General features: G+C 47.3%; 25 protein-coding genes and 1 pseudogene. 16 read left to right on the forward strand and 10 right to left on the reverse strand.

Annotation, left to right across the window (positions count from 1 at the left end; genetic code table 11):
- Nucleotides 1-29: 29 nt before the first annotated feature.
- From ACFW2W_RS17530 to ACFW2W_RS17555, 6 genes are all read right to left on the reverse strand, one after another.
- Complete coding sequence (locus ACFW2W_RS17530) at nt 30-581, reverse strand: Uma2 family endonuclease (protein ID WP_378180798.1); 552 nt, start codon at nt 579-581, stop codon at nt 30-32.
- Between the two features lie 6 nt (nt 582-587).
- Complete coding sequence (locus ACFW2W_RS17535; protein ID WP_378180801.1) at nt 588-2,513, reverse strand: DUF3370 family protein; 1,926 nt, start codon at nt 2,511-2,513, stop codon at nt 588-590.
- Nucleotides 2,514-2,962: 449 nt separating this feature from the next.
- Complete coding sequence (locus ACFW2W_RS17540; protein WP_378180804.1) at nt 2,963-3,709, reverse strand: SAM-dependent methyltransferase; 747 nt, start codon at nt 3,707-3,709, stop codon at nt 2,963-2,965.
- Nucleotides 3,710-3,789: 80 nt separating this feature from the next.
- Nucleotides 3,790-4,443 (reverse strand): Uma2 family endonuclease, encoded by a 654-nt coding sequence (locus tag ACFW2W_RS17545; RefSeq protein ID WP_378180807.1) that lies wholly within the window; start codon nt 4,441-4,443, stop codon nt 3,790-3,792.
- Nucleotides 4,433-6,499: an AAA family ATPase gene (locus ACFW2W_RS17550; protein ID WP_378180810.1), complete on the reverse strand. Its 2,067-nt coding sequence runs from the start codon at nt 6,497-6,499 to the stop codon at nt 4,433-4,435. The genes ACFW2W_RS17545 and ACFW2W_RS17550 overlap by 11 nt, the downstream gene beginning before the upstream one ends.
- Complete coding sequence (locus tag ACFW2W_RS17555; protein ID WP_378180813.1) at nt 6,496-6,669, reverse strand: hypothetical protein; 174 nt, start codon at nt 6,667-6,669, stop codon at nt 6,496-6,498. Before ACFW2W_RS17555 ends, ACFW2W_RS17550 begins: the two co-directional genes overlap by 4 nt.
- 318 nt (nt 6,670-6,987) lie before the next feature.
- On the opposite strand from ACFW2W_RS17555, the gene dndE reads away from it, so the two are divergent.
- A complete protein-coding gene (dndE, locus tag ACFW2W_RS17560) occupies nt 6,988-7,380 on the forward strand; it encodes a DNA sulfur modification protein DndE (RefSeq protein ID WP_378180816.1) in 393 nt (130 codons plus the stop codon).
- Nucleotides 7,381-7,400: 20 nt separating this feature from the next.
- On the opposite strand, the gene ACFW2W_RS17565 is transcribed toward dndE, so the two are convergent.
- Entirely contained in the window at nt 7,401-8,606 is a 1,206-nt protein-coding gene (locus ACFW2W_RS17565) for a class I SAM-dependent methyltransferase (protein WP_378180819.1), read from the reverse strand.
- Nucleotides 8,593-9,618, reverse strand: coding sequence for a carbohydrate kinase (locus ACFW2W_RS17570; RefSeq protein ID WP_378180822.1), 1,026 nt, complete (start codon nt 9,616-9,618; stop codon nt 8,593-8,595). The genes ACFW2W_RS17565 and ACFW2W_RS17570 overlap by 14 nt, the downstream gene beginning before the upstream one ends.
- 213 nt (nt 9,619-9,831) lie before the next feature.
- Between ACFW2W_RS17570 and ACFW2W_RS17575 the strand changes: the two genes are divergently transcribed.
- From ACFW2W_RS17575 to mdh, 9 genes and pseudogenes are all read left to right on the forward strand, one after another.
- Entirely contained in the window at nt 9,832-10,107 is a 276-nt protein-coding gene (locus ACFW2W_RS17575) for a LuxR C-terminal-related transcriptional regulator (RefSeq protein WP_378180825.1), read from the forward strand.
- Between the two features lie 493 nt (nt 10,108-10,600).
- Nucleotides 10,601-11,194 (forward strand): TolB family protein, encoded by a 594-nt coding sequence (locus tag ACFW2W_RS17580; RefSeq protein WP_378180828.1) that lies wholly within the window; start codon nt 10,601-10,603, stop codon nt 11,192-11,194.
- 203 nt (nt 11,195-11,397) lie between these two features.
- Complete coding sequence (locus ACFW2W_RS17585; protein ID WP_378180831.1) at nt 11,398-12,051, forward strand: DUF6391 domain-containing protein; 654 nt, start codon at nt 11,398-11,400, stop codon at nt 12,049-12,051.
- A gap of 88 nt (nt 12,052-12,139) precedes the next feature.
- A complete protein-coding gene (locus ACFW2W_RS17590; protein WP_378180834.1) occupies nt 12,140-12,520 on the forward strand; it encodes a photosystem I reaction center subunit IV in 381 nt (126 codons plus the stop codon).
- A 3-nt stretch (nt 12,521-12,523) separates the two neighbouring features.
- Nucleotides 12,524-13,357, forward strand: coding sequence for a DNA-formamidopyrimidine glycosylase (locus ACFW2W_RS17595; RefSeq protein WP_378180837.1), 834 nt, complete (start codon nt 12,524-12,526; stop codon nt 13,355-13,357).
- Between the two features lie 377 nt (nt 13,358-13,734).
- The gene (locus ACFW2W_RS17600; protein WP_378180840.1) at nt 13,735-13,950 is read left to right on the forward strand and encodes an NAD(P)H-quinone oxidoreductase subunit O; all 216 of its coding nucleotides are present in this window, start codon (nt 13,735-13,737) and stop codon (nt 13,948-13,950) included.
- Nucleotides 13,951-14,584: 634 nt separating this feature from the next.
- A pseudogene (locus ACFW2W_RS17605) lies at nt 14,585-14,884 on the forward strand (hypothetical protein); the annotation flags it as partial.
- Nucleotides 14,885-15,025: 141 nt separating this feature from the next.
- Nucleotides 15,026-16,624, forward strand: coding sequence for a right-handed parallel beta-helix repeat-containing protein (locus ACFW2W_RS17610; RefSeq protein ID WP_378181030.1), 1,599 nt, complete (start codon nt 15,026-15,028; stop codon nt 16,622-16,624).
- A 32-nt stretch (nt 16,625-16,656) separates the two neighbouring features.
- Nucleotides 16,657-17,631 (forward strand): malate dehydrogenase, encoded by a 975-nt coding sequence (mdh, locus tag ACFW2W_RS17615; RefSeq protein ID WP_378180842.1) that lies wholly within the window; start codon nt 16,657-16,659, stop codon nt 17,629-17,631.
- A 42-nt stretch (nt 17,632-17,673) separates the two neighbouring features.
- Here mdh and ACFW2W_RS17620 read toward each other — a convergent pair whose 3' ends face one another.
- Complete coding sequence (locus ACFW2W_RS17620) at nt 17,674-17,796, reverse strand: photosystem II protein Y (protein ID WP_378180845.1); 123 nt, start codon at nt 17,794-17,796, stop codon at nt 17,674-17,676.
- A 119-nt stretch (nt 17,797-17,915) separates the two neighbouring features.
- Entirely contained in the window at nt 17,916-18,470 is a 555-nt protein-coding gene (locus ACFW2W_RS17625) for a gamma carbonic anhydrase family protein (RefSeq protein ID WP_378180848.1), read from the reverse strand.
- 122 nt (nt 18,471-18,592) lie between these two features.
- Between ACFW2W_RS17625 and ACFW2W_RS17630 the strand changes: the two genes are divergently transcribed.
- The 6 genes from ACFW2W_RS17630 (at nt 18,593) to ACFW2W_RS17655 (ending at nt 22,720) form a co-directional block, all read left to right on the forward strand.
- On the forward strand, nt 18,593-19,102 hold the full coding sequence (locus ACFW2W_RS17630) for a TIGR02652 family protein (protein ID WP_378180851.1): 510 nt from the start codon (nt 18,593-18,595) through the stop codon (nt 19,100-19,102).
- A 60-nt stretch (nt 19,103-19,162) separates the two neighbouring features.
- Entirely contained in the window at nt 19,163-19,615 is a 453-nt protein-coding gene (locus ACFW2W_RS17635) for a VOC family protein (RefSeq protein WP_378180854.1), read from the forward strand.
- 318 nt (nt 19,616-19,933) lie between these two features.
- The gene (locus tag ACFW2W_RS17640; RefSeq protein ID WP_378180856.1) at nt 19,934-20,689 is read left to right on the forward strand and encodes an energy-coupling factor ABC transporter permease; all 756 of its coding nucleotides are present in this window, start codon (nt 19,934-19,936) and stop codon (nt 20,687-20,689) included.
- Between the two features lie 44 nt (nt 20,690-20,733).
- Nucleotides 20,734-21,123 (forward strand): PDGLE domain-containing protein, encoded by a 390-nt coding sequence (locus tag ACFW2W_RS17645; RefSeq protein WP_378180859.1) that lies wholly within the window; start codon nt 20,734-20,736, stop codon nt 21,121-21,123.
- A 15-nt stretch (nt 21,124-21,138) separates the two neighbouring features.
- Complete coding sequence (gene cbiQ / locus ACFW2W_RS17650) at nt 21,139-21,909, forward strand: cobalt ECF transporter T component CbiQ (RefSeq protein ID WP_378181033.1); 771 nt, start codon at nt 21,139-21,141, stop codon at nt 21,907-21,909.
- A 25-nt stretch (nt 21,910-21,934) separates the two neighbouring features.
- Nucleotides 21,935-22,720 (forward strand): energy-coupling factor ABC transporter ATP-binding protein, encoded by a 786-nt coding sequence (locus ACFW2W_RS17655; RefSeq protein ID WP_378180862.1) that lies wholly within the window; start codon nt 21,935-21,937, stop codon nt 22,718-22,720.
- The last annotated feature ends 7 nt before the right edge of the window (nt 22,721-22,727 follow it).

Genomic DNA, 22,727 nt, shown 5'->3' on the forward strand with positions numbered 1-22,727 from the left:
GATTGATTGTTGGAAGAAGTGGGCGATTTCTAAACAAATAAATTATCTACTGGCATCAACCATCCCGGTAAAGCCGGTTCCGCTTCCGCCACCTCACCACGACAGTAAACTTGCGGCTGTGAGGGATTGCTGGCACGATACACCCTGACAACTTTCGCTTTGAGTACGTCTACATCCCATACTACCAGCGTACCCGCCGCAAAGTAATCCTGACGCTTGGTTGCCATTTCCGCTTCTGCTGCCTCACCGTAATCATTCTCACTTCTCACTTCAGCAGCAAAAACGGGTGCCCCTTCTAAGAACTTTCCGCCGCTGGGGTTGCCGATGTAGAATGCAGCATCAGGGCTGAAGGAACGGCGGTTTGAAAGATTGACAATAAAGCCAACATTATCAGGCAAAGCATAACCACTTTTGGTGCTGCGTTCGTATTCGCGCAGGCTAACATATATTTCACCTCCTGCACGTCCTGGCAGAAAACCTGTCGCCGCCATCAGTAACAATTCTCCGTTTACAATTTCCGCTTTGCCATTTTCAGGTATGCGGTATAAATCTTCAATTGTTACCTCAGTTTTTAAATTCATTGTGAGTTACCTATTTGTGCTGATGGTGAGAACCTGCGGCGGTGTAGAATCCGGAGGATAGAGAAAATCTACCTGTACTTGTCTCTTATCGCCCGACGGCATCTTCAGCGTTACCAATGGTTCTCCCGGTTGTCCGCGTCGCTGTACCAGATGCACGTAGCGCGTCTTTTCTACTCCATTATCATCGTTGTAACGCAGCCTGACTGTGCCTCGAAAAAACACTTGGTTATTGCGGGGATTTAAGAACAAAAGTCTATCTGTACCCCCCTCATCCTTCAGGGGTGTTTGCACGGATACAGTAACAGTTTGGGTTTGATTGGTAGAGTTTTTTAGCGGCAAAGTGAGATTGTATTCCACCCCGTAGTTGCTGTGAGCAAAATACGCCGTATCGGGATATCTAGCAAGCATCGGCGCACTTTGAATTTGTCCCGTACCAAGGGTAATTAGATGCAAAGTTCCCAGGACGTAAGAAAAGGCTTTTCCTGGTTGAGGAATTGTTAAATCTGAGGGATTAGAATTATCAGTAATTTGTGCTTGCCATTGTGCCCCTTGGGACACACCCGCCACGCGACTAAAAACGGTTGGTTCTCTGGGAGGATCTAACGGTGTGGGAACTGGATCGCGCTTACCTGCCAAACCGCCTGTATTTAATAGATTTAGCCATTCGTTTAAAGTTGGCGGACGGTTGCCATTCATGGCTAAATTGGCAACATAAATCGGGCGAGCGCTCGACAATCGCATCATCGTAGTGCGACCATTTGATGAGGGAGCCTGAACGGGAATTGGCTGATTCATCAATATTTGGCTTTGTCCCGGTTCTATTGTCAGCTTTTCGGGAAACTTTTCCTGCCTGATATCCCGCAGTACATCGTTCATCGTCCGGCTACCAGGGCCAGAGTAGACGGTGCCGTTAGGATTATCCTTAATATCTGGCAAGGAAATAAACGGCGCATCGGGAGTCGAGAGGTAACTAGCAGCTTGCAACACTTCGACGCTGGCAGGTTGATCGCCGGGATTGTGCAAAATCACGCCTTGGTACAGGGTGCGCGTTTGCGAGGAATTTTCCGCCCTAGCAATGTGGTGAGAAAATATATCAAATCGTCCCTGGAAGGGGAAATTTAAATGCGCTTCGGGCACCTGTTTGCCTGCTGGGGGGAAGGTAGACAGGAGAATGCCTTCAGTTGTCACGAGTTCGGGACTGTTGCTGTTAAAGGTGGGAACTGCATCGAGTTTTCCCGGTAAAGTCCGCACCTCCATCGGTTGCACTTCCACCCCGGCAATATACTGCGGCGGAATCGTATAAATATTTAACGCCCGACACATCGACGCTGCCACTTCGCCTCTGGTGGCGCTGCGATTGGGGTTGAGCTGTTTGACGTTAGGATAATTGACGACAAGAGTGCCCACGGCTGCGGAAGCGATCGCATTCTGGGCATAACTGGGAATCTGCGCCGCATCGTTAAAATACTGCCCCAGCGTCTGACTTACATTTTCCGGGATGGGGTAATTCACCGCACCTGCCACGACGCCTATCGCTTGCACTCTGGGAATTGCTTGATTCGGTTGAAAAATCCCGCCGGGATAACCCGAAAAAAAGCCTTTTTGATAAGCCGTAGCGATCGCTTTATTCGCCCAGTGACTAGCAGGCACATCTTTAAAAGCTGTGCTGCTACGCTTTACTGGCGCATCCGGGAAGGCATTCAACATCAGCACCGCCGCCTCAGCGCGCGTCACCGTTGCTTCTGGGCGAAAGCTGCCATCCGGGTAGCCCGTCACTAGCTTTTTTCTTGCTAACTGAGTAATGCAATCTTTCGCCCAATGGTTTTGAATGTCAGAAAAGGTGGCAGTACTGGGCGTTGATAAACCCAACAGAGACACAAAAAGAACGGAAGTAACGGCAGGATTTGTTAGAAATTTGAGAGTCTTAACCATTAAAAGGCTTTAATGTCAACGGAAGTCTTTGAAGCATTTTTAGACAAATTTGTTGCCAGTGGGAAGCGATGCGCGATCGCCCTGTATCTACTTCAGTAATCCAAGGGAGAACCTCTTTCCTGCTATAGGAGGGTCTGGAGCAGAGGTTTTTGATTACTAACATCTTGCACCATTCTCTTTTTCAAACGCGATGGGTTAGAGATCCCCCTAAATCCCCCTTTTAAAGGGGGACTTTGACTGGATTTCCCCCCTTTTTAAGGGGGGTAGGGGGGATCAAAACGGGACTGGCAAGTTCAAAAAGACTTGTGTGTACACCGTAGCCTTTTCAAGGGGGGTAGAGGGGATCAAAACGGGACTGGCAAGTTCAAAAAGACTTGTGTGTACACCGTAGCCTTAAAAAGGGAGACTTTGAAGATTTTCCCCCCTTAAAAAAGGACGACTAATTTTATTTATTTATAAACCACGCAGCCATACATAAAAACCGGCTCGCTAGCCTCAATCGGTTTTGCCGAAAAGTCAGCCTGCCACGCCTCAACTGGCAGGATACCATGCTCGGTTAATTGCCAGCGTCCCAGCAGCGATCGGATCGTTTCCGGATTACGCATATAAAGATGCGCCCCCATTGAGTCCAACAGTTCTAGCATTTCCGGATACACGATCCCCGCTTCACCATCAAAGTCCAGCGCCAGGAAACTACCCGCAGGTGCCCAATCATAGAGTTGATCGAGCATCTGGGTCATAATTTCATCAGGGATAAAGGCTGAAACACCGACAAAAACCATACCCAGACGCCGAATTGACCCCAGCACTTGTGCAACAACCGCTCGATCGAGCGTATCAAGGTTTGTCGCATCGCAGAAGGTGTAGTCAACGTTCGAGTTCTCGGCTAAAATCTCTTGACCCAGTTTGATATTAGCTCGATCGATATCAGTATAAAGAACCTTTGCTTGCGGTACAGCTTCATGCACATTCCCACAAGTTGGTAATCCGGAACCGAAAACAATAAATTGGTCAATTCCCTGCAATTCGATATAGCGGGATACCCGACCAATGTAGTCTCGTAACGTGCGAAAAACTGTTGGAAAATCAGGGTATACCCCGTCAAAAACCTTGGCTGCTTCCACGTCAATTGGGAAGTAATGAGAACCACCAAGCCAATAATCAAGAATCCGGGCTGTGTTGGGAGAAACTTCCATTACGACTCCTTTCAGGGATAGATTATAAAAAGAGCGATCGCGCTTTTTATCCTCTTCTCTTTGACTGCATTTTTAGCTGATTAGCTAAATGATTGTAACAGCCAGCGAGTAATTGCCCCATCATCCTCTGATTGGCTGCGTTGCAGTGCTTCTTCAACGAGGGAAAGCGTCAATCCCGGCAATACCAACGACTCCTGTATTTCACCACTTCGCCCTTCAGAAATAGAGAATGCGATCGCATCATCTGCACTCGCATCAACTACCCAATATTCTCGTACTCCTACACGTTCATAAATTAACCGCTTCATCCCCAGATCGTCATTCACCGATGATGCCCCAATTTCAATCACTAAGGCAGGCGGTTGAAACTCATTCAAATTAATTGGCGTGTTTGTTCGTGGTGGTAATTGAAACTCAGCGCCGATGTAATAAGACAAATCAGGTTGAAATTCGCCTACACCTCTTTGGCGGAAGGTGGCATTATTCAACTCGACAATTCTGATATTTCTAAGTGTAGCAAACATTTTAACTACGCTAGAAACAATAGAATTCTCCCTAGCATGAAGCGGTCCAACTGCTGCCATTTCAATCCTCATGTAGCCTTGATGGTAGTAAACTTTACCCTTTTCATAAGCAGGATTATCAGCTAATACAATAAATTCATCCCAAGGTGCTTTTATCCAGGTATCTGTCACTAAATTCTGTTGTACAGTCGATGATGAACTAGAAATCATAATCTACCTCTACAATCTCGGTATATTCAAACTCATTAGGACTTTGCCTAACTAAATCGTAATCGTTTCCGTTTAATTCAATCGCATCCTTTTCGCATTCCGGCTTAGAAGAGTAATAAGTAAGTACATATTGCCTGCCAATCCGAGTAGCAATTTCTGCGGCTACTTCACCGCGCCATTGAGTTTTAGTCACTAAAACCACTAACTGATTCGCTAATCTAGGAATCGTCTTCGCAATTTGCCGCCGATAAATTTCATCCAAACTTCCAAAGGGAGAATCCATTACAATTGGAAACGTGCTGCTATCTGGTACCATCAGCATTTCCTTATGACTCCACTCGCGTACCCTATCAATGATACCGCCGATAAACGATAAGCTGAGAATTTGATTTTCTCCCGTAGAAGCGGCGACGGGTGACTCTGAACCGGCGGTATTTTCTACTAATGTTAGCTCGTATTTTTCGCTAAGTTTGGGGATATAGGGGGTAAATGAAATCTCGCTAAATATTTCTTGTACCCGCTTTTCTAGCTGCACGCGAAACTGTTGATCGAGACGCGATCGCACTTCGGTTAATCGCTCAATTGCATCCTGGGTTGCGGCAATTCGTCGCTGGGCTAGAGCTTGCTTTGCCTCATTCATCTCATGTTTAGCAATTTGCTTACCTAAGCTTTCAACTTCAGTTTTAAGATCGGCAATTTTCTGTCGATTTTCTCCTTCTTCTAGGGTTAAATCTCGAATTGTTGCTTCAATTTCATCTAACCGCTTTTGGAAGTTGCGAATTTCCTCACTGGGATCTTTTCTTAACTTTTCCCTAATTTCATCTAGTTGTGTCTCTATTTGAGAAATTGTTTGTCTAAACTGATTGATATTCGCTTGCTCTGTATCCACCTCTTCCCAAAATGCCGGTGCTTGCTTATCAATTTCATCTACTTGGGCACTCATGCGAATCGCAGTTTCCTCAACAGCCGCAATTCCCGCTTTATCCAACCAGCCTTCAACACTTCCATAAGCGGTAGTTCCCTCATGCAATTCCGTACCGCAAATACAGCGTTGTTGATATAATAAATTAGCGACAAATTGCCGATCGATGCCAGATGGTAACTCGCCTCGCTGTCGCAAATCATCAAGAATTGCTCGGAATGCTGCTGTTGTCTCTGATAATAAAACTGTGTAGCCTTGGGTTGAAATAGCCCGTTTTAATGCTTCCTGGCTTCTTTTAAGATTTTGTTGATTTAAGGCTTTCTGTTCTTCCAAAGATTTTCGTTCTTCTTCTAACTTTTTAGCCGCATCGAGTTCCCGTAAATGGGTGCTAATTTCTTTTTTAAACGTCTGTTGAGCTGCTAATTCTTCACCAATTTCAGTTTGACGATTAGATAAGCGATCGCTTTCTTTTTCTTTCTGCTCTTTCTTCTTTAAAAACTGCTGAGTTTGAGAGTCGCCAATCGCTTTTAACTCAGCTTCTAGAGTTTTTCTTGCTTCCCCCAGATGCTTGATGGCACGATTTAAAACCTCCACCCCCAAAAGTTTTTTGGTTGCTTCGGCGATTTCCTCCTTTTTCTCAGAGCGAACAATTTGCTCAATTCGCTCTCCATCAAAAAAGAAATACTGATGCAAACTTTCTGGTAATATTCGCCCAATAATATCTTCTGGATACTGGGTAGGTAATCTCCAAATTCCATCATCCCCGGCGATTTGCATATACAACTTGCTTTCGCCTTTCTCGATAGTTACACCCTTATAAGCGCGACACTCTCGTTTTGCTCGGTAGCGTTTATCGTTATGCTCCCAAGTGACTTCCACCCAGCATTCTACCGGAAAGCCTGGTTTGGCTTCTGCAAGCGATCGCTTATTCACCAGCTGCTCTTGTGAAGCAAAAGCTGCACTAAATTTTTCATACAATACCCACGTAAATGCATTTAACAGCGTTGTTTTTCCCGCGCCATTATTGCCGTGAATAATCGTAGTATTTTCTTCCTCTCCACAGGACAGCAAAATTTCTGGAGTCTTACCATAAAATTGCCGAAAATTGCATAATTTAATGGAAGTTAGCTTCATCGCACCACTTCCTTCACAATTGTCAAAATATCATCATTTATATGGCGCGGTTGTTTCATGTAGAGCTTATCTTTCTCCGCCTGCAATACCCGCTCAATGATTTGATAAACTTCTGGTGGAGCTGTCGTAATTGGCTCCTGCACATCATTTAAATAGGGTTCTTTCGTCATTTGGTTTACTAAAATGAAAATAAACTCTATTTTATTTTTAAACGCTCTCGGTACGCAAAGGTTAACCGCTCTCGGTACGCAAAGAAGGCAAATTGCTTTGGAAGCATCTCACTTTAGTTTAATGTAAAGAATTAGAGGGCGCTCCGTGCTAAGCACTCCTGGGAGGCGATCGCTTTAAGGTGACTATACCATTCCACCTTAAGGTCGCCGCAAATAAATGGCTGGAAGTAGAGACGCGATTAATCGCGTCTCTGAAATCCAAACTCTAAAATGGTATCAGCCTCAAGTTTTATTGTTCAAGGCTCTATTTAAAGGCTTATGGAACCACCAAGTGACCGCATTCGCCTTTCTCAAACAGCTAAAGATCAGCTGAGTAAGCTCAAGCGCAACACCAAAATCGATCAGTGGAATATTCTTTGCCGCTGGGCATTTTGTCGATCTCTGGCAGAACCAACAATCCCTTCGCCGGTGCCAATTCCAGCAGATAGTAATGTCGAAATGACTTGGCGCGTCTTTGGGGGAGAATTGTCTGATATTCTGTTAATTGCCTTAAAACAGCGCTGCCACAACGATGGATTAGGAACCGAGCGGGATACTTTGGCGACTCAATTTCGCCTGCATTTGCATCGCGGGATTGGTTATTTAGCTGGCGATCTAAATATCAAGAAAATTGAAGATTTGATTGAAGTTGCTGAAACAATAAAAAATTAAAAAGCAAATTTTTAATTGTTTTAGGGCATCGTCAAACCTTTGATCTTTAGTCTCTCTTCCTCGCTTAACCCTTTGCACTGCACCAATACCCCAAAACCACCCAATCCGGTTGGATCGATGAGCTGGTGTAGGGCGTCACGACGGTGCAGTACATCCGTAATGCTTTGCGTCCCGACAGAGCGATCGCTATGGGAAAGGGCAGCAATGCGATCGCCCAATCCCAGCGCCATCAGAAATAACGCCTGCTTTGTAAAACCCACCAATGCCAAGCCGCAGCGATCGCCCCAACGCTCCAAGGCAGTAAAATCCACATGAGCGGTGATATCCTGTTGCCCAATCTGCACGTAAGGATCGTTATGGTGCCGATGCTGGTAATAACACTGAAGCGTCCCCTGACTCCGCTGGGGATTGTAATATCGAGCCGCTGGGTAGCCGTAGTCAATCGTCAACAAATACCCGCGCTTGAGCTTGTCGGCAACTGTACTCAGCCAAGCATGAGCGGCTAGATTAATCTCGCTGCGATAGCCATCCCGATAAGCAGCAGAGGGCAACTCAATCCCTACTAAATCAAAATACTCAGCCAGTTGAGGCGTCGAAAGTTCGCCAGTGACTTCCTCAAAATGGCTTCCATCTGGCGTGCTGACATAGATTTCTCTGAGCTTCCCTTGGGCGATCGCAAACTGATGCACTGGCAACGCATCCACCAACTCATTAGAAAAAAAACAGCCAGCGATCGAAGCGCTAGGTATCTCCTCCAGAGAACACCACCTGACAGGTACACCGCCTTGCGCTTGGGCAAATACTGGGGCTAATTTCTGCAACACCTGCTGTTGTTGGGAAATTAGCCCCGCTGCCTTTTCAACAATCAGGTACTCTAAAGCATTAAAGAATGCTGGATGATGCTGGTGTAAATGCCGCAGGATATCTGCTGCTAGGAGTCCTTGTCCTGCCCCCATTTCCACCAGAGTAAATTGCGTCGGACGCCCCAAAATGTCCCACATTTGGACAAATTGCTCGGCTAGCAGTTCGCCAAAGTCGGCACCGAGGTTGGGAGAAGTAAAAAAATCACCTTCCGGCCCAATGTTGACGGCGTTTGTGGCATAGTAGCCGTAGTCCGGCTCGTACAGCACCCACTCCATGTACTGAGCAAAGGTAATCTGCTGGTTGGGACTGTTGGCAATTCGCTCACCAATCAAGCTCAAGAGCGACACTTCAGACTCCTGCATCAACGATTCCTTCAACCTTTATCCTGCCGAGGAAGTCTTCCACTTCAGCCGCCGTTGGCTGTGCTGCGATCGCTCCCGGCTTCATTGCGGTTATCCCACCCACCGCATTTGCATAAGTCACCACCCGCTTTGCCATTTCTGCATCAGCGAGATGCTGAATGCCGTGTTTGCACAACTGATCGATGAAACCGGCAAGGAACCCATCTCCCGCGCCCGTGGTATCTACCACCTTGACAGAAAAAGCTGGCACCTTGTCTTCATTCCCGCCCAAGCAGTAAGCACAGCCTTTTTCACCGGCTGTGACTAAAACGCCCTCTACTGAATCCAGACGGTAAGCGATCGCGCCAGCATCAGTAGTTTCAAATAACCATTCAGCTTCTTCGTCAGTGATTTTCAGGAAATCGACGTGCTTGATAAGTTCCTGAATCATCGGCTTGGAATCGCTAGGATCGGGCCAGAACATATCGCGCCGATTCACATCTAGCACAATTTTGACATTGTACCGATCTGCCAGCTCCAGGGCTTTCGTAATTGCCGCTCGCGTATCAGGATAAGCTAACTCCAGACTTCCCACGACGAGAAAATCAGCGTTTTCAAACAAAGCCTCTGGCAGTGCAGACGCTTGTAGGTGCGTATCGGCAAATTCTCTGGTGTCACGAGTTTCCTTTGCGGAAGTGGCGTTAACCCCAAATGCCGCAAACTCACGTTCGCCCGATAGCGATCGCACCACATAAACTTGCCGCGTCGGTGCGGTGTCATGGCGCTGCACGCCCGTACTATCCACACCCACTTCCTGCAACAACTGCACCAACTGGTCTCCCGGCTGATCCTGACCCACACAGCCGATAAATCCAGATGGTGTTCCCAACTTCACCAAGGCACACGCCACATTTGCCGGTGCGCCGCCTGGATAAGGCGTCCAAGATTCGACATCTGCAAGCGATCGCCCCAGTTGATCGGCTAGACAATCAAACAAAATCTCACCGAGGCAGAGAACGCGGGGATGGGTCACAACTGCACTCCTTGTCAACATGAACTCAGCCTAGCAGAGCCTCTACCCCCTAGATCCGGATATTCACAGAAGCTCAAGATGCTCCCAACCTTTTTCCCGATCCCGATTTGCGGGTGATACTGCCTCAATCCCAGTCCCGATCGGGCTTACCCCCCAAAGGATCTTCTAAACTTAAAGAGATAGTAAGTAGATATAACTAAGGAAAAAATACTTATGGCTGGTAGCGAGACTTATACCCCCGCGACACTTTCCGATCGAGAACTGCAAATCATTGAGCTAGTTGCTGCTGGCTTAACTAATCAAAAAATTGCCCAAAAGCTGGAAATCAGCAAACGAACCGTGGATAACCACATCAGCAATGTATTGACCAAAACCAAGACTTACAATCGCGTCGCACTGCTACGCTGGGCTTTGCAATGGGGCAAGGTTTGTATCAATGAAGTCAACTGCTGTACCTTGCCAACACCGGCTGATGAAGTGATTTCCTGAGCGAACAACAGGGAAACCCTGCTAAAAAAGACATTAGTCATTGGTCATCGGTTGTTGGTCAGTTAATTGTGCCAATGACTAATTGTCAATTGCTTTTCAATTAGTCATTCGCCACTGAAAGACTATCCAAAACTCCTGAAACCCTTGAAAAATCCAGGACTTACGCAAAGCTTATACATATAGCGTTTTTTCGGGTTCAATCCCCCTGTGGTTGCCCTCAGATGTCGCGCAAGTTGCGTAAGTCCTGAAATCGTAGGGAGTGGTAGAGCGATAGCGTTACCCAACAAACTGCACCAGTGCTGGGGAACGCGAACTCAAAGGGAGCCTACACATCCGAGATTTGGATAGTCTTTCAACATTAGCCATTAGCTCAGGACTTACACAAAGCTTATGCATATAGCGTTTTGTAGGGGTAATCTCCCAGGGGGAAAGCGGAAGGGCAGATGTGGTGATGTGCGGCGAGTCCCGATCTATTCCGAAAAACTAACGACAAATGACTAAAGACAAGCGTTATCTGCCAGTTTTAGCAGTTAGTTTATTAGCCGGATTGAGTGGATGCAGCGATCGCGGCTTGCTCACTCCACCTCCGCAACTACTGGGAGCCGGACTCAACAGCTTAGCTGCCGAACAAGAACCCCGCTTTTCTTACGATGGTCGCTACCTAGTCTTTACCTCAAATCGCCAAGCCCATCGCGGCGTCTATCTTTATGACGTTCAGCGCCGTCGCCTTGTCGATCTCCCCGGACTCAACCAATCGGGTGTCATCCACGAACAGCCAGATATCAGTGCCGATGGTCGCTACATCGTCTACATCTCCGAAGAACGGGGCAAACCAGATGTCTTCGTTTATGACCGCCAAAGCCTGCAATCTGAAGTGATTACCGACAATATTTTAGGTGAATTCCGCCATCCTACTATTAGCGGCAACGGTCGATTTATTGCCTTTGAATCCAATCGTTCCGGGCAGTGGGATATTGAAATTTACGATCGTGGCTCCAGTGTCGAATTATCCTTACCCACCAGCCGTTCGGCACCCCTAAACAGCCCTGACGCCCCCGCCTCGCCCACACCAGCTAACCCTAATTGATTGACAAATACTAGAGCGTCGGTACGGGAATCAAGTCGTTGAATAAATCGAGAACGCTTTCTCCCGGAATTAGGCGATCGCTAGAAGGAGCGTGAGTAGCACTCGTGGCACTCTCACAAAAATTTGCAACGACTTAAAGGCGTAAACGCTAAAGTTGAAAAACATCCCAGTTAATCCATCTGCTTTTGGAGTAGTTCTACTCTATGACTACTGCTTCTGCTTCTTCACAGACTGGCAACTTCTGGAGCTTTGACTGGAGCTTTGACTCCCCAGCTCCTCAACCGACACAAGATGCCGATCTCCTCAGAACCCTGAACTTTGTTCCTGGGCTAAAGGAAATCCTGATGCTGCGTCAGGTTCACGCCTTAGAACACGCCACAGTTTGGGTCTTGAGCGACACCTGTAACTCCCCGAACGCCAGACGTGTATCAACCCCCAGCCAACTAGATAACAACACTCTAGGAGGTCTTTCCACCGACCAAGGATTTTACCTCTACGGTCAAGTCAACAGCGCTGATTTGCATCGTGCCGTTCGCACTGCCCTCCGGCGCATTACCCGTGGAGAATGGAACCTCGCCGTGCATCCCCGCTGCGGCACGAATTTGTCAGTCGGGATGCTTGTCACCGTAGGACTCGCCTTGGGTATCCATCTCGTCCTGCCTCGTGGCCCCATCGAGCAACTTTTGGGCTTAGGCATCGCTACCACCGCTGCTGCCCAATTAACGCCCGATCTGGGTAGCCTCGCCCAACAGTACATTACAACGTCCATTCCCTTTAATTTGGCAATAGAAGACATTTCGGCGACGCCTGACATCTGGGGTCGTCCCGCCCACTTCGTCCGATTGCGTTGGATCTGAGCAGTAATAAAACTTAAAGACTGGGAGGCTCAGCAGTTCCCGATCGAGTAGTACGCTGTACCTTAATGACGTAAGGGAAAAAACACTTATGGTTCAACGTGGTTCAAAAGTTCAGATTCTCCGCAAAGAATCTTTCTGGTTTCAGGATACTGGGACAGTAGCTTCCATAGACCAGAGCGGCATCAAATACTCAGTGATCGTCCGCTTCACTAATGTCAACTACGCTGGCGTTAATACCAACAACTTTGCCGAGAATGAAGTGCTAGAGATTGAAGCCCCGAAGGCAGGAGCGAAGAAAGGTACTGCTACCGCTTCTGGTGGTGGGCAAACTCCCATCGAAGCGGGTATCCGCAAGACTGGCGCAGGTGGTGGCACCAAAACCGCTGCCAAACGTACTGCTGAGCAAGAATCTGGAGATAGCGATCCTCTGGTAGAAGGCGGTGGTAATCAGGGAACAGAAAAGCGCTAAGTTGTGCCCGAACTGCCTGAAGTTGAAACAGTTCGTCGGGGTCTGAATCAACTGACCCTGAATCAGGAAATTTGGGGTGGGGATGTGTTGCTAGCACGCACAATTGCCCACCCCCCTTCCTCTGTAGATTTTTTGCCTGGGCTTGCCGGTTCAGTTATTACCCAATGGCACCGACGCGGTAAATACCTGCTGGCAGAACTCTCCTCATCTGCCTGGTTGGGCGTTCACCTGCGGATGACCGGTCAGATGTTGTGGCTTGACCCCCAAGAATCACTACAGAAACATACGCGAGTGCGGCTGTTCTTCACCAGTGAGAAGGAGTTGCGCTTTGTTGACCAGCGAACCTTCGGCAAGATGTGGTGGGTACCGCCAGGAACGCCGCCAGAAAGCATCATCACTGGTTTACAGATTTTAGGTCCCGATCCCTTTTCCGCAGAGTTTTCCGTCGATTACCTGGCGCTGGCACTGCAAAATCGCCGCCGTCCCATCAAAACCGCCCTGCTGGATCAATCGCTGGTGGCTGGAGTCGGCAATATCTATGCCGATGAAGCGTTGTTTCTGAGTGGCGTGCCACCCAAAACCCTTTGTGCCACTCTGAAATTAGAGCAAATTGAGCGTTTGAGAGCGGCAATTATTCAAGTTTTGCAAGTCAGTATTGAGGCTGGAGGAACGACCTTTAGTAACTTTCTCAACGTGCAGGGCGTTAACGGCAACTATGGTGGTGTCGCCTGGGTTTATAACCGGACTGGTGCCCCCTGTCGAGTCTGTAGCACGCCCATTGAGCGCCTCAAATTAGCGGGACGCTCAGCTCATTTTTGCCCCCAGTGTCAGCGCTAATCAATTAAAAATTTTTAACTTTTAATTGTTCTAACTCTCTACCCGCTTCACCCAAAACAAACAATGATTTCAGGACTTACGCAAAGCTTATACATATAGCGTTTTTTCGGGTTCAATCCCCCTGTGGTTGCCCCTAGATGTGGTGATGTGCGGCGAGTCCTGATTTATAAACTCCTCCCTCTTACCTCTGTGTTCGTTTATGTGGTTATTTTTTTTACGTTCGCGAATCACATAGGATGGCTATAACGCATTAGATTTTTTAAGCGGGTGCAAAAATAGCTAAGACAAGGTTCTGAGTTAATTTGCTTTCAGATGATTCTCTCGCCCTCATAGAAACTAAAATAGTCATGAACTAGAGACAAGGGCAGAACAAAAATATGGCAGTCAAAAGTGGCGATTTGGTTCGCGCTGTGCGAGAAAAATTAGAAAACAGTCTGGAAGCTCAAGCTAGCGACTCGCGCTTCCCTTCCTATCTGTTTGAAACCAAGGGTGAAGTTGTACAATTGCGGGGCGACTACGCACTCGTCAAGTTTGGTCAGGTACCGGCACCAAATGTCTGGTTGCGTGCCGATCAGCTGGAACCATTTAAGTAAACTGAACGGGTAGCAGCTACCTTTTAAGTAGACAGACCTCTAAGTAAGATTTCAGCTTGCGGTGTGCCGATTTCCGTGTGGGCGGGTTGAAAATGTCTCTATTGACAGATGAGTGCTGTACGGGCAGTTGTCACCCGCCCTTATCCTCAACGCTAACAGTTGAATGCTGATGATTGCTACAGAGCGATTTGCTTTAGCTCTCGCCATGCGCGTCAGCGCTTTAGAGCAACACCGTTTCGCTACCGCGCCTACCAACTTCTATGAGCGAGAACAACTATAGCAATCTTATTTGATTTGTGAAATATTTTTTTTAACGAACCGCAGAGGACGCCAAGGACGCAGAGAAAAGAAATAGAGAGTTTTACAAATCAGTTAGGAATGCTATATATCAGTAAATTCTCGTTCCGGAGACGCTGAAGTTTTTCTATCGTCCGAATTTTTACGGATTCCAGTAAAGCTCCAGGGGGCTATGATGTACCGCATAGTACGCTCTATCGTTCCCGAATCGTTTATTTAAACACTTTTAGTAGCGAACTATCTGGAGAAAGTATTTTTTTACACTTCACTTGCTCACATCTTTTTACCTGTATTTTCAATACGGAATCAGTACATTTTTAGTTTAAGAAGAATTTTAATGATTAAATTAATATACTCTATTTTTGCAATAAATTATCTCAACAAAAATATTCGTTTTCTGGGAAAATTGTTTTTGATTTTTAGTACAGTCTTATGCCTAGTCTTGATTAGTAGCAAAACAAATTTACCTGGTTCAGCTTCTGCACAAGACTCAAAAGTTTATTATGTATCTCCATCTGGAGCAGATTCTAATCCGGGAACTTTATCTAAACCCTTTCAAAATATCCAAAAGTGTGCCAGCGTAGCGACTGCTGGATATACTTGTTTGATTCAAGGAGGGATTTATCGAGAAACTGTTATCCCCACTAATTCTGGAACTGCTGGAAAGCCCATTACTTTCAAAGCTTATCAAAACGAAAAAGTAACAATTAGCGGCGCGAACCCGATTTCTAATTGGACTCTGCACAATCACCCCAGCGGAAAAGTCTACAAAGCAACGATGAACTGGGATTTAGGTGAAGGGAATAACCAGGTTTTTGTAAATGATGAAATGATGGTGGAGGCAAGATGGCCTAATATTAACAAAAACCCAGCACAAATTACCAGTAAAGACAAAGCTGTAGCTGATGGCGGTTCAGTTAGCAACCCAAATGCCCCTGACAATTCACGAGTCAGCGGCACAATTTTAGATGAAGCTTTAAGTAACTTTCCTACTGGTTTTTGGAATAACGCCAAAGTCAATCATGTTCCTGGTCCCAACTGGGCACCCCATACCAGCACCATTACCAGCCACACCCCTAAAACTATTAATTTTAGCGACTATCAATATTATGCAAACTCTCTAGGCTATGCTCCAAAAGCGGGTAATTATTACTATATTTGGGGTAAGTACGAAGCTTTGGATGCACCGAAAGAATGGTTTAGAGATGCTTCGGGAAATTTATATTTATGGACGATAGACGGAAGTAATCCTGCAAGCAAACGTGTAGAAGTCAAAAAAAGACAATGGGCGTTTGATATTAACAATAAATCAAATATAACCCTAGAAAATATTAATATCTTCGCGGCAGGTATTCACTCAAATAATAGCTCAAATATTTTAATTAATAAAATAAAGCTTTTGTATGGTTCTAATTTCACAGTGATTCCCCATCTTTGGTACGACCAAGGATCGCCAGCTATTTTACTTGGAGGAAATAACAACGAAGTGAAAAATAGTGAAATTAGATATGCGGCGGGATCGGGAATTAGAATAGAAGGCAATTCGAGTAAGATTACTAATTCAGTTATCCACGATACAAATTACTCCGGTACTAGCAGCGCTATACATATTAAAGGCGCAGGCAATACAATTATGTACAACACCCTGTTTGATTTAGGAACTCCGGGCGCGCTCAATATCAATGAATTGACTCAAGGCAAGGTGATGTACAACGAAGCCTTTAACATGGGGCGTCAAAATAGCGATGGAGGTTCGGTGCAGGCATGGGGACACGACGGAAAAGGCACTGAGATTGCCTATAACAAAATTCACGATAGCCAAGCAGAATACAATCCCAGTTTGCATTATTTTGGCAGCATGGGAATTTACTTGGATGGTAACAGTTCTAACTATGTAGTGCATCACAATGTTTTGTGGAATATTCCCAAGCATGGGATTGCGATTAACAGTCATGGCACTCCCTGTTTAAATACAAATAGGCAAGTGTATAACAACACTGTAGATGGAGAGATTTGGTGGGAACCGTCTCGATTGAATATGAAGGGCACCATCCTCAAAAATAATATTGCTAAAGAATTTAAAGATACCCAGTCCGCAGCGGGAATGACAGTGGAAAACAATATTGTGATGGAAAAAAATGCGGCGGGTCAAATAAGTGTTCCCGATGTAAAGTTTGTAAATAGAAGCAAGCACGACTATCGCCTAACTTCTACTTCTGCGGCTGTAGACAAAGGTGCGGTCATTTCTCCTTACACCAATGGGTTTGTAGGCAAGCAACCAGATATTGGTGCTTTTGAATACAATAAAAAACCGTGGACGGCTGGTGCAGCGATCGCTCAGGAAGATTTGTCTGGCTTAAAGTCAAAATATAACTAAATTGAATCCGTAGCGCGATCGCACTCTTTACTATGCCCTCTTCCCCTTCCTCCCCGCTTCCCTGCCAGTCGCCCCGCGTCTCAATTGTTGGTGCAGGCAAAGTTGGCAGTACCCTCGCCCAGCGGATTGTCGAAAAAAATCTTGCGGATGTGGTGTTGCTGGATGTAGTGGCTGGACTGCCTCAAGGGCTTGCCCTCGACTTGATGGAAGCACGAGGTATAGAACACAATCGCCAGATTGTGGGGACGACTGACTACGCTGATACAGCCGGATCTGAGGTAGTCGTCATCACCGCCGGTTTGCCTCGCAAGCCAGGGATGAGCCGAGATGACTTGATGAAGACGAATGCCTTGATTGTAGTCGAAGCGGCTAAAAACGCGATCGCTCACTCCCCAGACGCCATCTTCATCGTCGTCACCAATCCCCTCGACGTGATGACGTATCTAGCATGGCTTGCCACCAATCTGCCGCGAGAACGGATCGTGGGCATGGCAGGCGTTCTCGACTCCGCCCGGTTTCAAACCTTTATCGCTATGGAGTTGGGGGTTGCCAGTGCCGATATTCACACAATGGTACTGGGCGGTCATGGGAATTTGATGGTGCCCTTACCGAGTTACTCCACTGTCAGCGGGATTCCGATTACAGAACTGATGGATGCCGTCACAATTGAGCGCTTGGTGGAACGCACCCGCAATGGTGGGGCAGAAATTGTCGAATTGATCCAGACTGGCGGGGCATATTTTGCTCCCGCCTCGTCTACGTGCTTGATGGTAGAAGCCATTTTACGCAATCAGTCCCGCTTAATCCCAGTCGCAGCATACCTCGAAGGCGAGTATGGATTGAACGATGTTTTGATTGGCGTCCCCTGTCGCCTGGGATGTCGCGGGATCGAAAGTATCTTAGAACTCAGACTGACAGACGCCGAACGCGCTGCCCTCCATGCTTCTGCTCAATCCGTGCGGGAAAGTATTAATCGAGCGATCGCTATGTTAAATAGCAATCAGTAGGGTAGGCAGCGCCCGCCCTACTTGCTACTTGCCGCGTGCAGTTTACGATCTGTTAAGAAAACCTTGAATTTGTTTCAAGGCATACGGAAGAATATTGAACGCTGCCCAGCTCACTGCTGCGACAACTGGTAGCAGAACGATTAACACCCGCCAGTCAAACTCCATTGAAATTTCCTCTCTTATTGCTTAAAGATTTTTGAACAATTCTCATATTTTATTTTTAGGCATAAGGGGACAGTTTTATACATCGCTTGAGTTATCCGGACTCCCAGTTTTACCAGCCATCAATGGGATGTGGTAAATCCCAGATCCGTCCCCTTGCCTGCATGAACCAAAGCTAACTTCTCGTAGCGCCTCGCGTGTTCGATCAATTCTGCCGTCTCAGACTCAGACAGTTCGCGCACCCGCTTGGCAGGAATCCCCACCATCAGCGACAAAGGCGGCACATCCTTCGTCACCACGCAGCCAGCACCGATAATACTCCCAGCACCCACGCGCACGCCATCTAGCACCACAGCGCCAATCCCAATCAGGCAACCGCGTTCAATATGAGCCGAATGAACCACAGCGCGATGCCCGATAGTTACATGATCTTCCAAAATCGTTGGCTTGCCCGGATCGCCGTGCAAAATTGCACCATCCTGAATATTTGTCCGTTCTCCAATTTCAATGCGTTCCACATCTCCTCGCACCACAGCCCCGAACCAGATGCTGACTCCGGCGGAAATCTTTACCCAACCCATGACAACGGCATTTGGGGCGACAAAGGCAGCTAAGGAGAGATCCGGGCTAGGCCAATAGGAATTAGAGGAACACCAGGACTGGTTTAAATTGCTCACAAGATGCGCTAAGTAACTGAATCAAGGCACACACTTTATGCTGAGGGCGAAGCTTCACCTACACAGATATAATAAAGCCACTGGCACCGTTGGACAGAGAATAGAATGCCGATACACACTCAATGATGAATCTAGGCTTACAGTACCCTATCTTTGGCCCGGAAATTCAGTGCCCCCATTGCCGCCAGACAATTCCGGCATTGACGCTGACTGATACTTATCTGTGTCCGCGTCATGGTGCCTTTGAGGCAGATCCCAAGACTGGTGAACTGATTCATTTACAGTCTGGGCGTCACTGGCGTAGGTGGGATGATGAATGGTACCGGCAGCACACGCATCCGGATGGGATTCGGTTTGAAATTCACGAAGCCCTAGACCGGCTGTATACTCAAGGCTACCGAGCGACGCGAGTCATTATTGCCAGCCGCTATCGGGAGTTAATTAGTGCTTATCTGGAACGCAGCACCCCTTGGCGGGGGCAGTCAGATCCGCCGCGACCCAGGCTATATGGCTTGCCGGTAGAGTTTAGCCCGGAACCAGAAGAAGAACCCTGCTGGGAAGTGATTAATTTCGATTTGGAAAAAGAACCGGGTATCCCGGTGCGATATCCCTATTTCCGATTGTTTGAGTAATGGTGATTAGTCATTGGCACAGACCAAAGGACAAATGACCATTGACAAAGGACAAAAATAATGCATCACGCTTCGATTCGGACGGCAAATATTCATCGGGCGATCGCATTCTACGAACAGCTAGGATTTATTGTTTCTGAACGCTTCACCGCCGGAATCACCCTCGCCTGCTGGATGGAAGGTAGTCTCGGACGCATTGAGTTAATCCAGATTCCCGAACCGAAACCAGCCGCCGACGCCTTTGGAGATGAGCATTACGTCGGTTACTACCATTTGTCCTTTGATATTACCGACGCTGCATCTGATTTGCCTAGTTGGTTAAATCACTTAAAAGAACGCTTTGATGAGGCAGCACAGACCGATCCAGAGCAGTTTGTACCCCTGAAGGTACTTTTAGAGCCAACTCAGCAAATGATCGGCTCAAGCGTCTACGAAGTTGCTTTCATTGCCGATACCGACGGCTTACCCCTCGAATTCATCCGCGTTTTAAGCAGCAAAGACTCGGCAAGTTAAGCCTTACTAATTGGGGAAATGATGTAGGGAAAGTGCTTTGGGAAAAGTCCAGCACTCGTTAAAGGGTACCCCGACAACATCATTTTTTGATTCCGCAATGCCCGGACGCGCAGATGCGATCGCAGATTTTCTGAATCTCAGTCTTAGAGAGGAGGAGTATTCCTTCAAATTATGCCAAAAGTAATAAATTTGTTCACCATACAATGATTAACTTAAAAATCCTCAATGCCCCCCTATCGCATTGCTTTTTTTGAAAAATTTATGTTTTATTAGAGGGTTGGATTTATTAAATAATCTGGCAGTAAAGGACAATTTTTAATGATAATTACAGCCCTGCTCCCTAGTATTCCTTCCTCTAGCTGGCTGCATTGGATAATACAGCCACAGTTAGCCTTGCACATTCCAGATGGCTTCTTGAGCTTGCCCGTTAGCCTCGTGACATGGGTACTCGCCATCGGACTGATTGCACTCGCTCTGAATCGAGTCCAGGCTGACTATAAGGAACGGGCAGTACCGCTGATGGGGGTGTGTGGAGCCTTTATTTTTGCCGCCCAAATGATTAATTTCCCGATTCCAGGGGGCACCTCCGGGCACCTGTTGGGTGGGACGCTAGCGGGAGTTTTACTTGGCCCGTGGGCGGGATCGCTAGTCATGGTGGCAGTCTTCATCGTGCAGGCAGTCTTGTTTCAAGATGGTGGACTGACCGTGCTAGGAGCCAACATCACCAATATGGGACTCATTGGCACCTTTGCTGGTTACTACCTCTACAAAACAATTCGGTTTGCCTTCGGGCGGGATAGCTGGCGGGGAATGTTAGTGGGTACGGCAGTTGCAGCTTGGATAAGCGTGTTTGTTGCCTCAATTTTGACAGCAGTACAACTGGCTTTGTCCGGGACAGTGCCCTTTGGGGTAGCAGTATCAGCAATGGCATTTTGGCACGTGCTAATCGGCATAGGAGAATCACTGATTACCGTCGTAGCAGTGAGTTATGTATGGCGATCGCGTCCCGATTTGTTGTTCGATCCACCCCGCCGAGCTGTTTCCACTGCATCTCGTTCGCTTTCACAGCGTTAAGCACTGCGTGCATTTAGTTATATAGGGATAGGGATGAAACGTTTATGAGTAGTAACCTCTCACGGGAACGCAACCGTGCTTTTGTCATCACTGGATTGGGTGTTGCCTTGCTGATTGCAATTTTTCTGTCTCCATTCGCTAGCTCAGATCCAGACGGATTAGACCGAGTCTCTCAGGATCTAAAGTTTGAGGATAAAGCCGCCGAAGAAGCACCCGCCCAAAAACTCCCCTTTTACGCTGTTTTTGAAGAATATGCCCTCAGAGGCGTACCGGAAGGTCTCGCCACGCCCTTAGCAGGTTTGATTGGAACCTTAACAACATTTGGTTTAGCTTGGGGGATTGGCAAGCTGGTGGTTCGCAATTCCAGTTCATCTTCCCCAGACTATGAAGCACCCTCGTCCTCTGACAATCCAGAGCCGCCCCTGGATAGATAGGAACTGAAGCGAATGCTGCTGCACATTATTGCCGTTCAACTAGATGTCGATAGCGATCGCAAAAGTCTCTGGCACTCATTAGCACCCCGAACTCGAATCCTGTGTACGCTACTGATTGTATTTGCGATCGCCCTAACGCCAAACGGACGCTGGTGGACTTGGGCCATCTATGGGTTAGGCATGCTAGGCATCATCCTGCTGAGTCGGGTTACTTGGAGCATCCTGCTGAAGCGAATCGCCGTTGAGTTTGCTTTTATTGGCGTTGTACTGCTGGGCACTTTGTTTCGGGACGGCGGCAAGGTGCTGTGGTCTTGGGGACTGTTACGGATTACCACCGTCGGGCTGATGGTTTTGGGTAGCGTGACGCTCAAAGCGCTGCTATCGCTGATGATGCTAAATGTACTTACTTTAACCACTTCTGTTCCAGCGCTACTGAATGGATTAGTCGCCTTGCGAACCCCACCCCTACTGGTAGCGATTCTCGCATCCATGTATCGCTACATTAGCGTCTTGATTGGCGAGGTTAACGCCATGCGTCGGGCAGCAGCCTCTCGCAATTTGATGGGTACCAACCACTGGCAACGCCTAGTGATTGGCAATATGATGGGATCGCTGTTTATCCGCACCTATGAGCGAGGGGAGCGGGTTTATCAGGCAATGCTGTCGCGGGGTTATCAAGGACTACCGCCCGTCGAGAAGGTGCCGTCGGGCGGACGCCGCGACATTGTGGCTTTAACCTTAACCGTAATTTTGGCGCTGCTGGGACAAGTGGTTTATTTATTCTAAAAATTTTTAATTTTTAATTGTTGCGATGCACCATAATCCAATATTTATCGAAAATCTTAGCTATATCTACCCCGACGGAACTCATGCACTCAGGGGAATTAATATATCGATTAAAGCAACGGAACGAGTGGCATTAATCGGAGCCAATGGTTCGGGAAAATCCACTTTGCAGTTACATCTGAATGGAATTCTCTTACCCGAAGCCGGAGAAATCATCATTGGAGAATGGCCTGTCAGAGCCGAGAATTTGCAAAAAATTCGGAATTTTGTGGGGCTGGTATTTCAGAATCCAGATAATCAGTTATTTATGCCCACCGTTTGGGAAGATATTGCCTTTGGCCCGATGAATCAAGGCTTGCGAGACAAGGAACTGACCGCACGAGTGCTTCAGGCGATGGCAGCGGTGAATATCGATCCAGAACGCTATGGAAAGCGGAATACAGATAATTTATCTGGAGGCGAAAAGAAGCGGATAGCGATCGCCGGCGTGCTGGCAATGAACCCCCAAGTGCTGGTATTCGACGAACCCTCTGCTCAGCTAGATCCCCGTTCTCGTCGCCAGTTGATCGAGTTGTTAAAAAGATTGCCGCTGACTCAACTGATTGCCACCCACGACTTAGATTTAGCCTTGGAGTTATGCGATCGCACTGTAGTCTTGAGCCAGGGTCAGGTCGTATACGATGGTGCAACTGAGCAGGTAATGAGCGATCCTGACTTCTTGGTTCAGCACTCTCTAGAGTCGCCCCTATGCTACAGTCGCCCTTACTGTCAGCTTGAAGATGCGCCGGTTAAAGAGCGCCTTCTTGTTTGAAATCTTC

The organism is Coleofasciculus sp. H7-2 (assembly GCF_042747725.1).
Lineage (GTDB): Bacteria > Cyanobacteriota > Cyanobacteriia > Cyanobacteriales > FACHB-T130 > FACHB-T130.

What these genes read in the sequence shown, in the direction of transcription:
- ACFW2W_RS17530 (WP_378180798.1), bottom strand. Translation starts at nt 581, where the DNA reads ATGAATTTAAAAACTGAGGTAACAATTGAAGATTTATACCGCATACCT.
- ACFW2W_RS17535 (WP_378180801.1), bottom strand. Translation starts at nt 2,513, where the DNA reads ATGGTTAAGACTCTCAAATTTCTAACAAATCCTGCCGTTACTTCCGTT.
- ACFW2W_RS17540 (WP_378180804.1), bottom strand. Translation starts at nt 3,709, where the DNA reads ATGGAAGTTTCTCCCAACACAGCCCGGATTCTTGATTATTGGCTTGGT.
- ACFW2W_RS17545 (WP_378180807.1), bottom strand. Translation starts at nt 4,443, where the DNA reads ATGATTTCTAGTTCATCATCGACTGTACAACAGAATTTAGTGACAGAT.
- ACFW2W_RS17550 (WP_378180810.1), bottom strand. Translation starts at nt 6,499, where the DNA reads ATGAAGCTAACTTCCATTAAATTATGCAATTTTCGGCAATTTTATGGT.
- ACFW2W_RS17555 (WP_378180813.1), bottom strand. Translation starts at nt 6,669, where the DNA reads ATGACGAAAGAACCCTATTTAAATGATGTGCAGGAGCCAATTACGACA.
- dndE (WP_378180816.1), top strand. Translation starts at nt 6,988, where the DNA reads ATGGAACCACCAAGTGACCGCATTCGCCTTTCTCAAACAGCTAAAGAT.
- ACFW2W_RS17565 (WP_378180819.1), bottom strand. Translation starts at nt 8,606, where the DNA reads ATGCAGGAGTCTGAAGTGTCGCTCTTGAGCTTGATTGGTGAGCGAATT.
- ACFW2W_RS17575 (WP_378180825.1), top strand. Translation starts at nt 9,832, where the DNA reads ATGGCTGGTAGCGAGACTTATACCCCCGCGACACTTTCCGATCGAGAA.
- ACFW2W_RS17580 (WP_378180828.1), top strand. Translation starts at nt 10,601, where the DNA reads ATGACTAAAGACAAGCGTTATCTGCCAGTTTTAGCAGTTAGTTTATTA.
- ACFW2W_RS17585 (WP_378180831.1), top strand. Translation starts at nt 11,398, where the DNA reads ATGACTACTGCTTCTGCTTCTTCACAGACTGGCAACTTCTGGAGCTTT.
- ACFW2W_RS17590 (WP_378180834.1), top strand. Translation starts at nt 12,140, where the DNA reads ATGGTTCAACGTGGTTCAAAAGTTCAGATTCTCCGCAAAGAATCTTTC.
- ACFW2W_RS17600 (WP_378180840.1), top strand. Translation starts at nt 13,735, where the DNA reads ATGGCAGTCAAAAGTGGCGATTTGGTTCGCGCTGTGCGAGAAAAATTA.
- ACFW2W_RS17610 (WP_378181030.1), top strand. Translation starts at nt 15,026, where the DNA reads ATGAACTGGGATTTAGGTGAAGGGAATAACCAGGTTTTTGTAAATGAT.
- mdh (WP_378180842.1), top strand. Translation starts at nt 16,657, where the DNA reads ATGCCCTCTTCCCCTTCCTCCCCGCTTCCCTGCCAGTCGCCCCGCGTC.
- ACFW2W_RS17620 (WP_378180845.1), bottom strand. Translation starts at nt 17,796, where the DNA reads ATGGAGTTTGACTGGCGGGTGTTAATCGTTCTGCTACCAGTTGTCGCA.
- ACFW2W_RS17630 (WP_378180851.1), top strand. Translation starts at nt 18,593, where the DNA reads ATGATGAATCTAGGCTTACAGTACCCTATCTTTGGCCCGGAAATTCAG.
- ACFW2W_RS17635 (WP_378180854.1), top strand. Translation starts at nt 19,163, where the DNA reads ATGCATCACGCTTCGATTCGGACGGCAAATATTCATCGGGCGATCGCA.
- ACFW2W_RS17640 (WP_378180856.1), top strand. Translation starts at nt 19,934, where the DNA reads ATGATAATTACAGCCCTGCTCCCTAGTATTCCTTCCTCTAGCTGGCTG.
- ACFW2W_RS17645 (WP_378180859.1), top strand. Translation starts at nt 20,734, where the DNA reads ATGAGTAGTAACCTCTCACGGGAACGCAACCGTGCTTTTGTCATCACT.
- ACFW2W_RS17655 (WP_378180862.1), top strand. Translation starts at nt 21,935, where the DNA reads ATGCACCATAATCCAATATTTATCGAAAATCTTAGCTATATCTACCCC.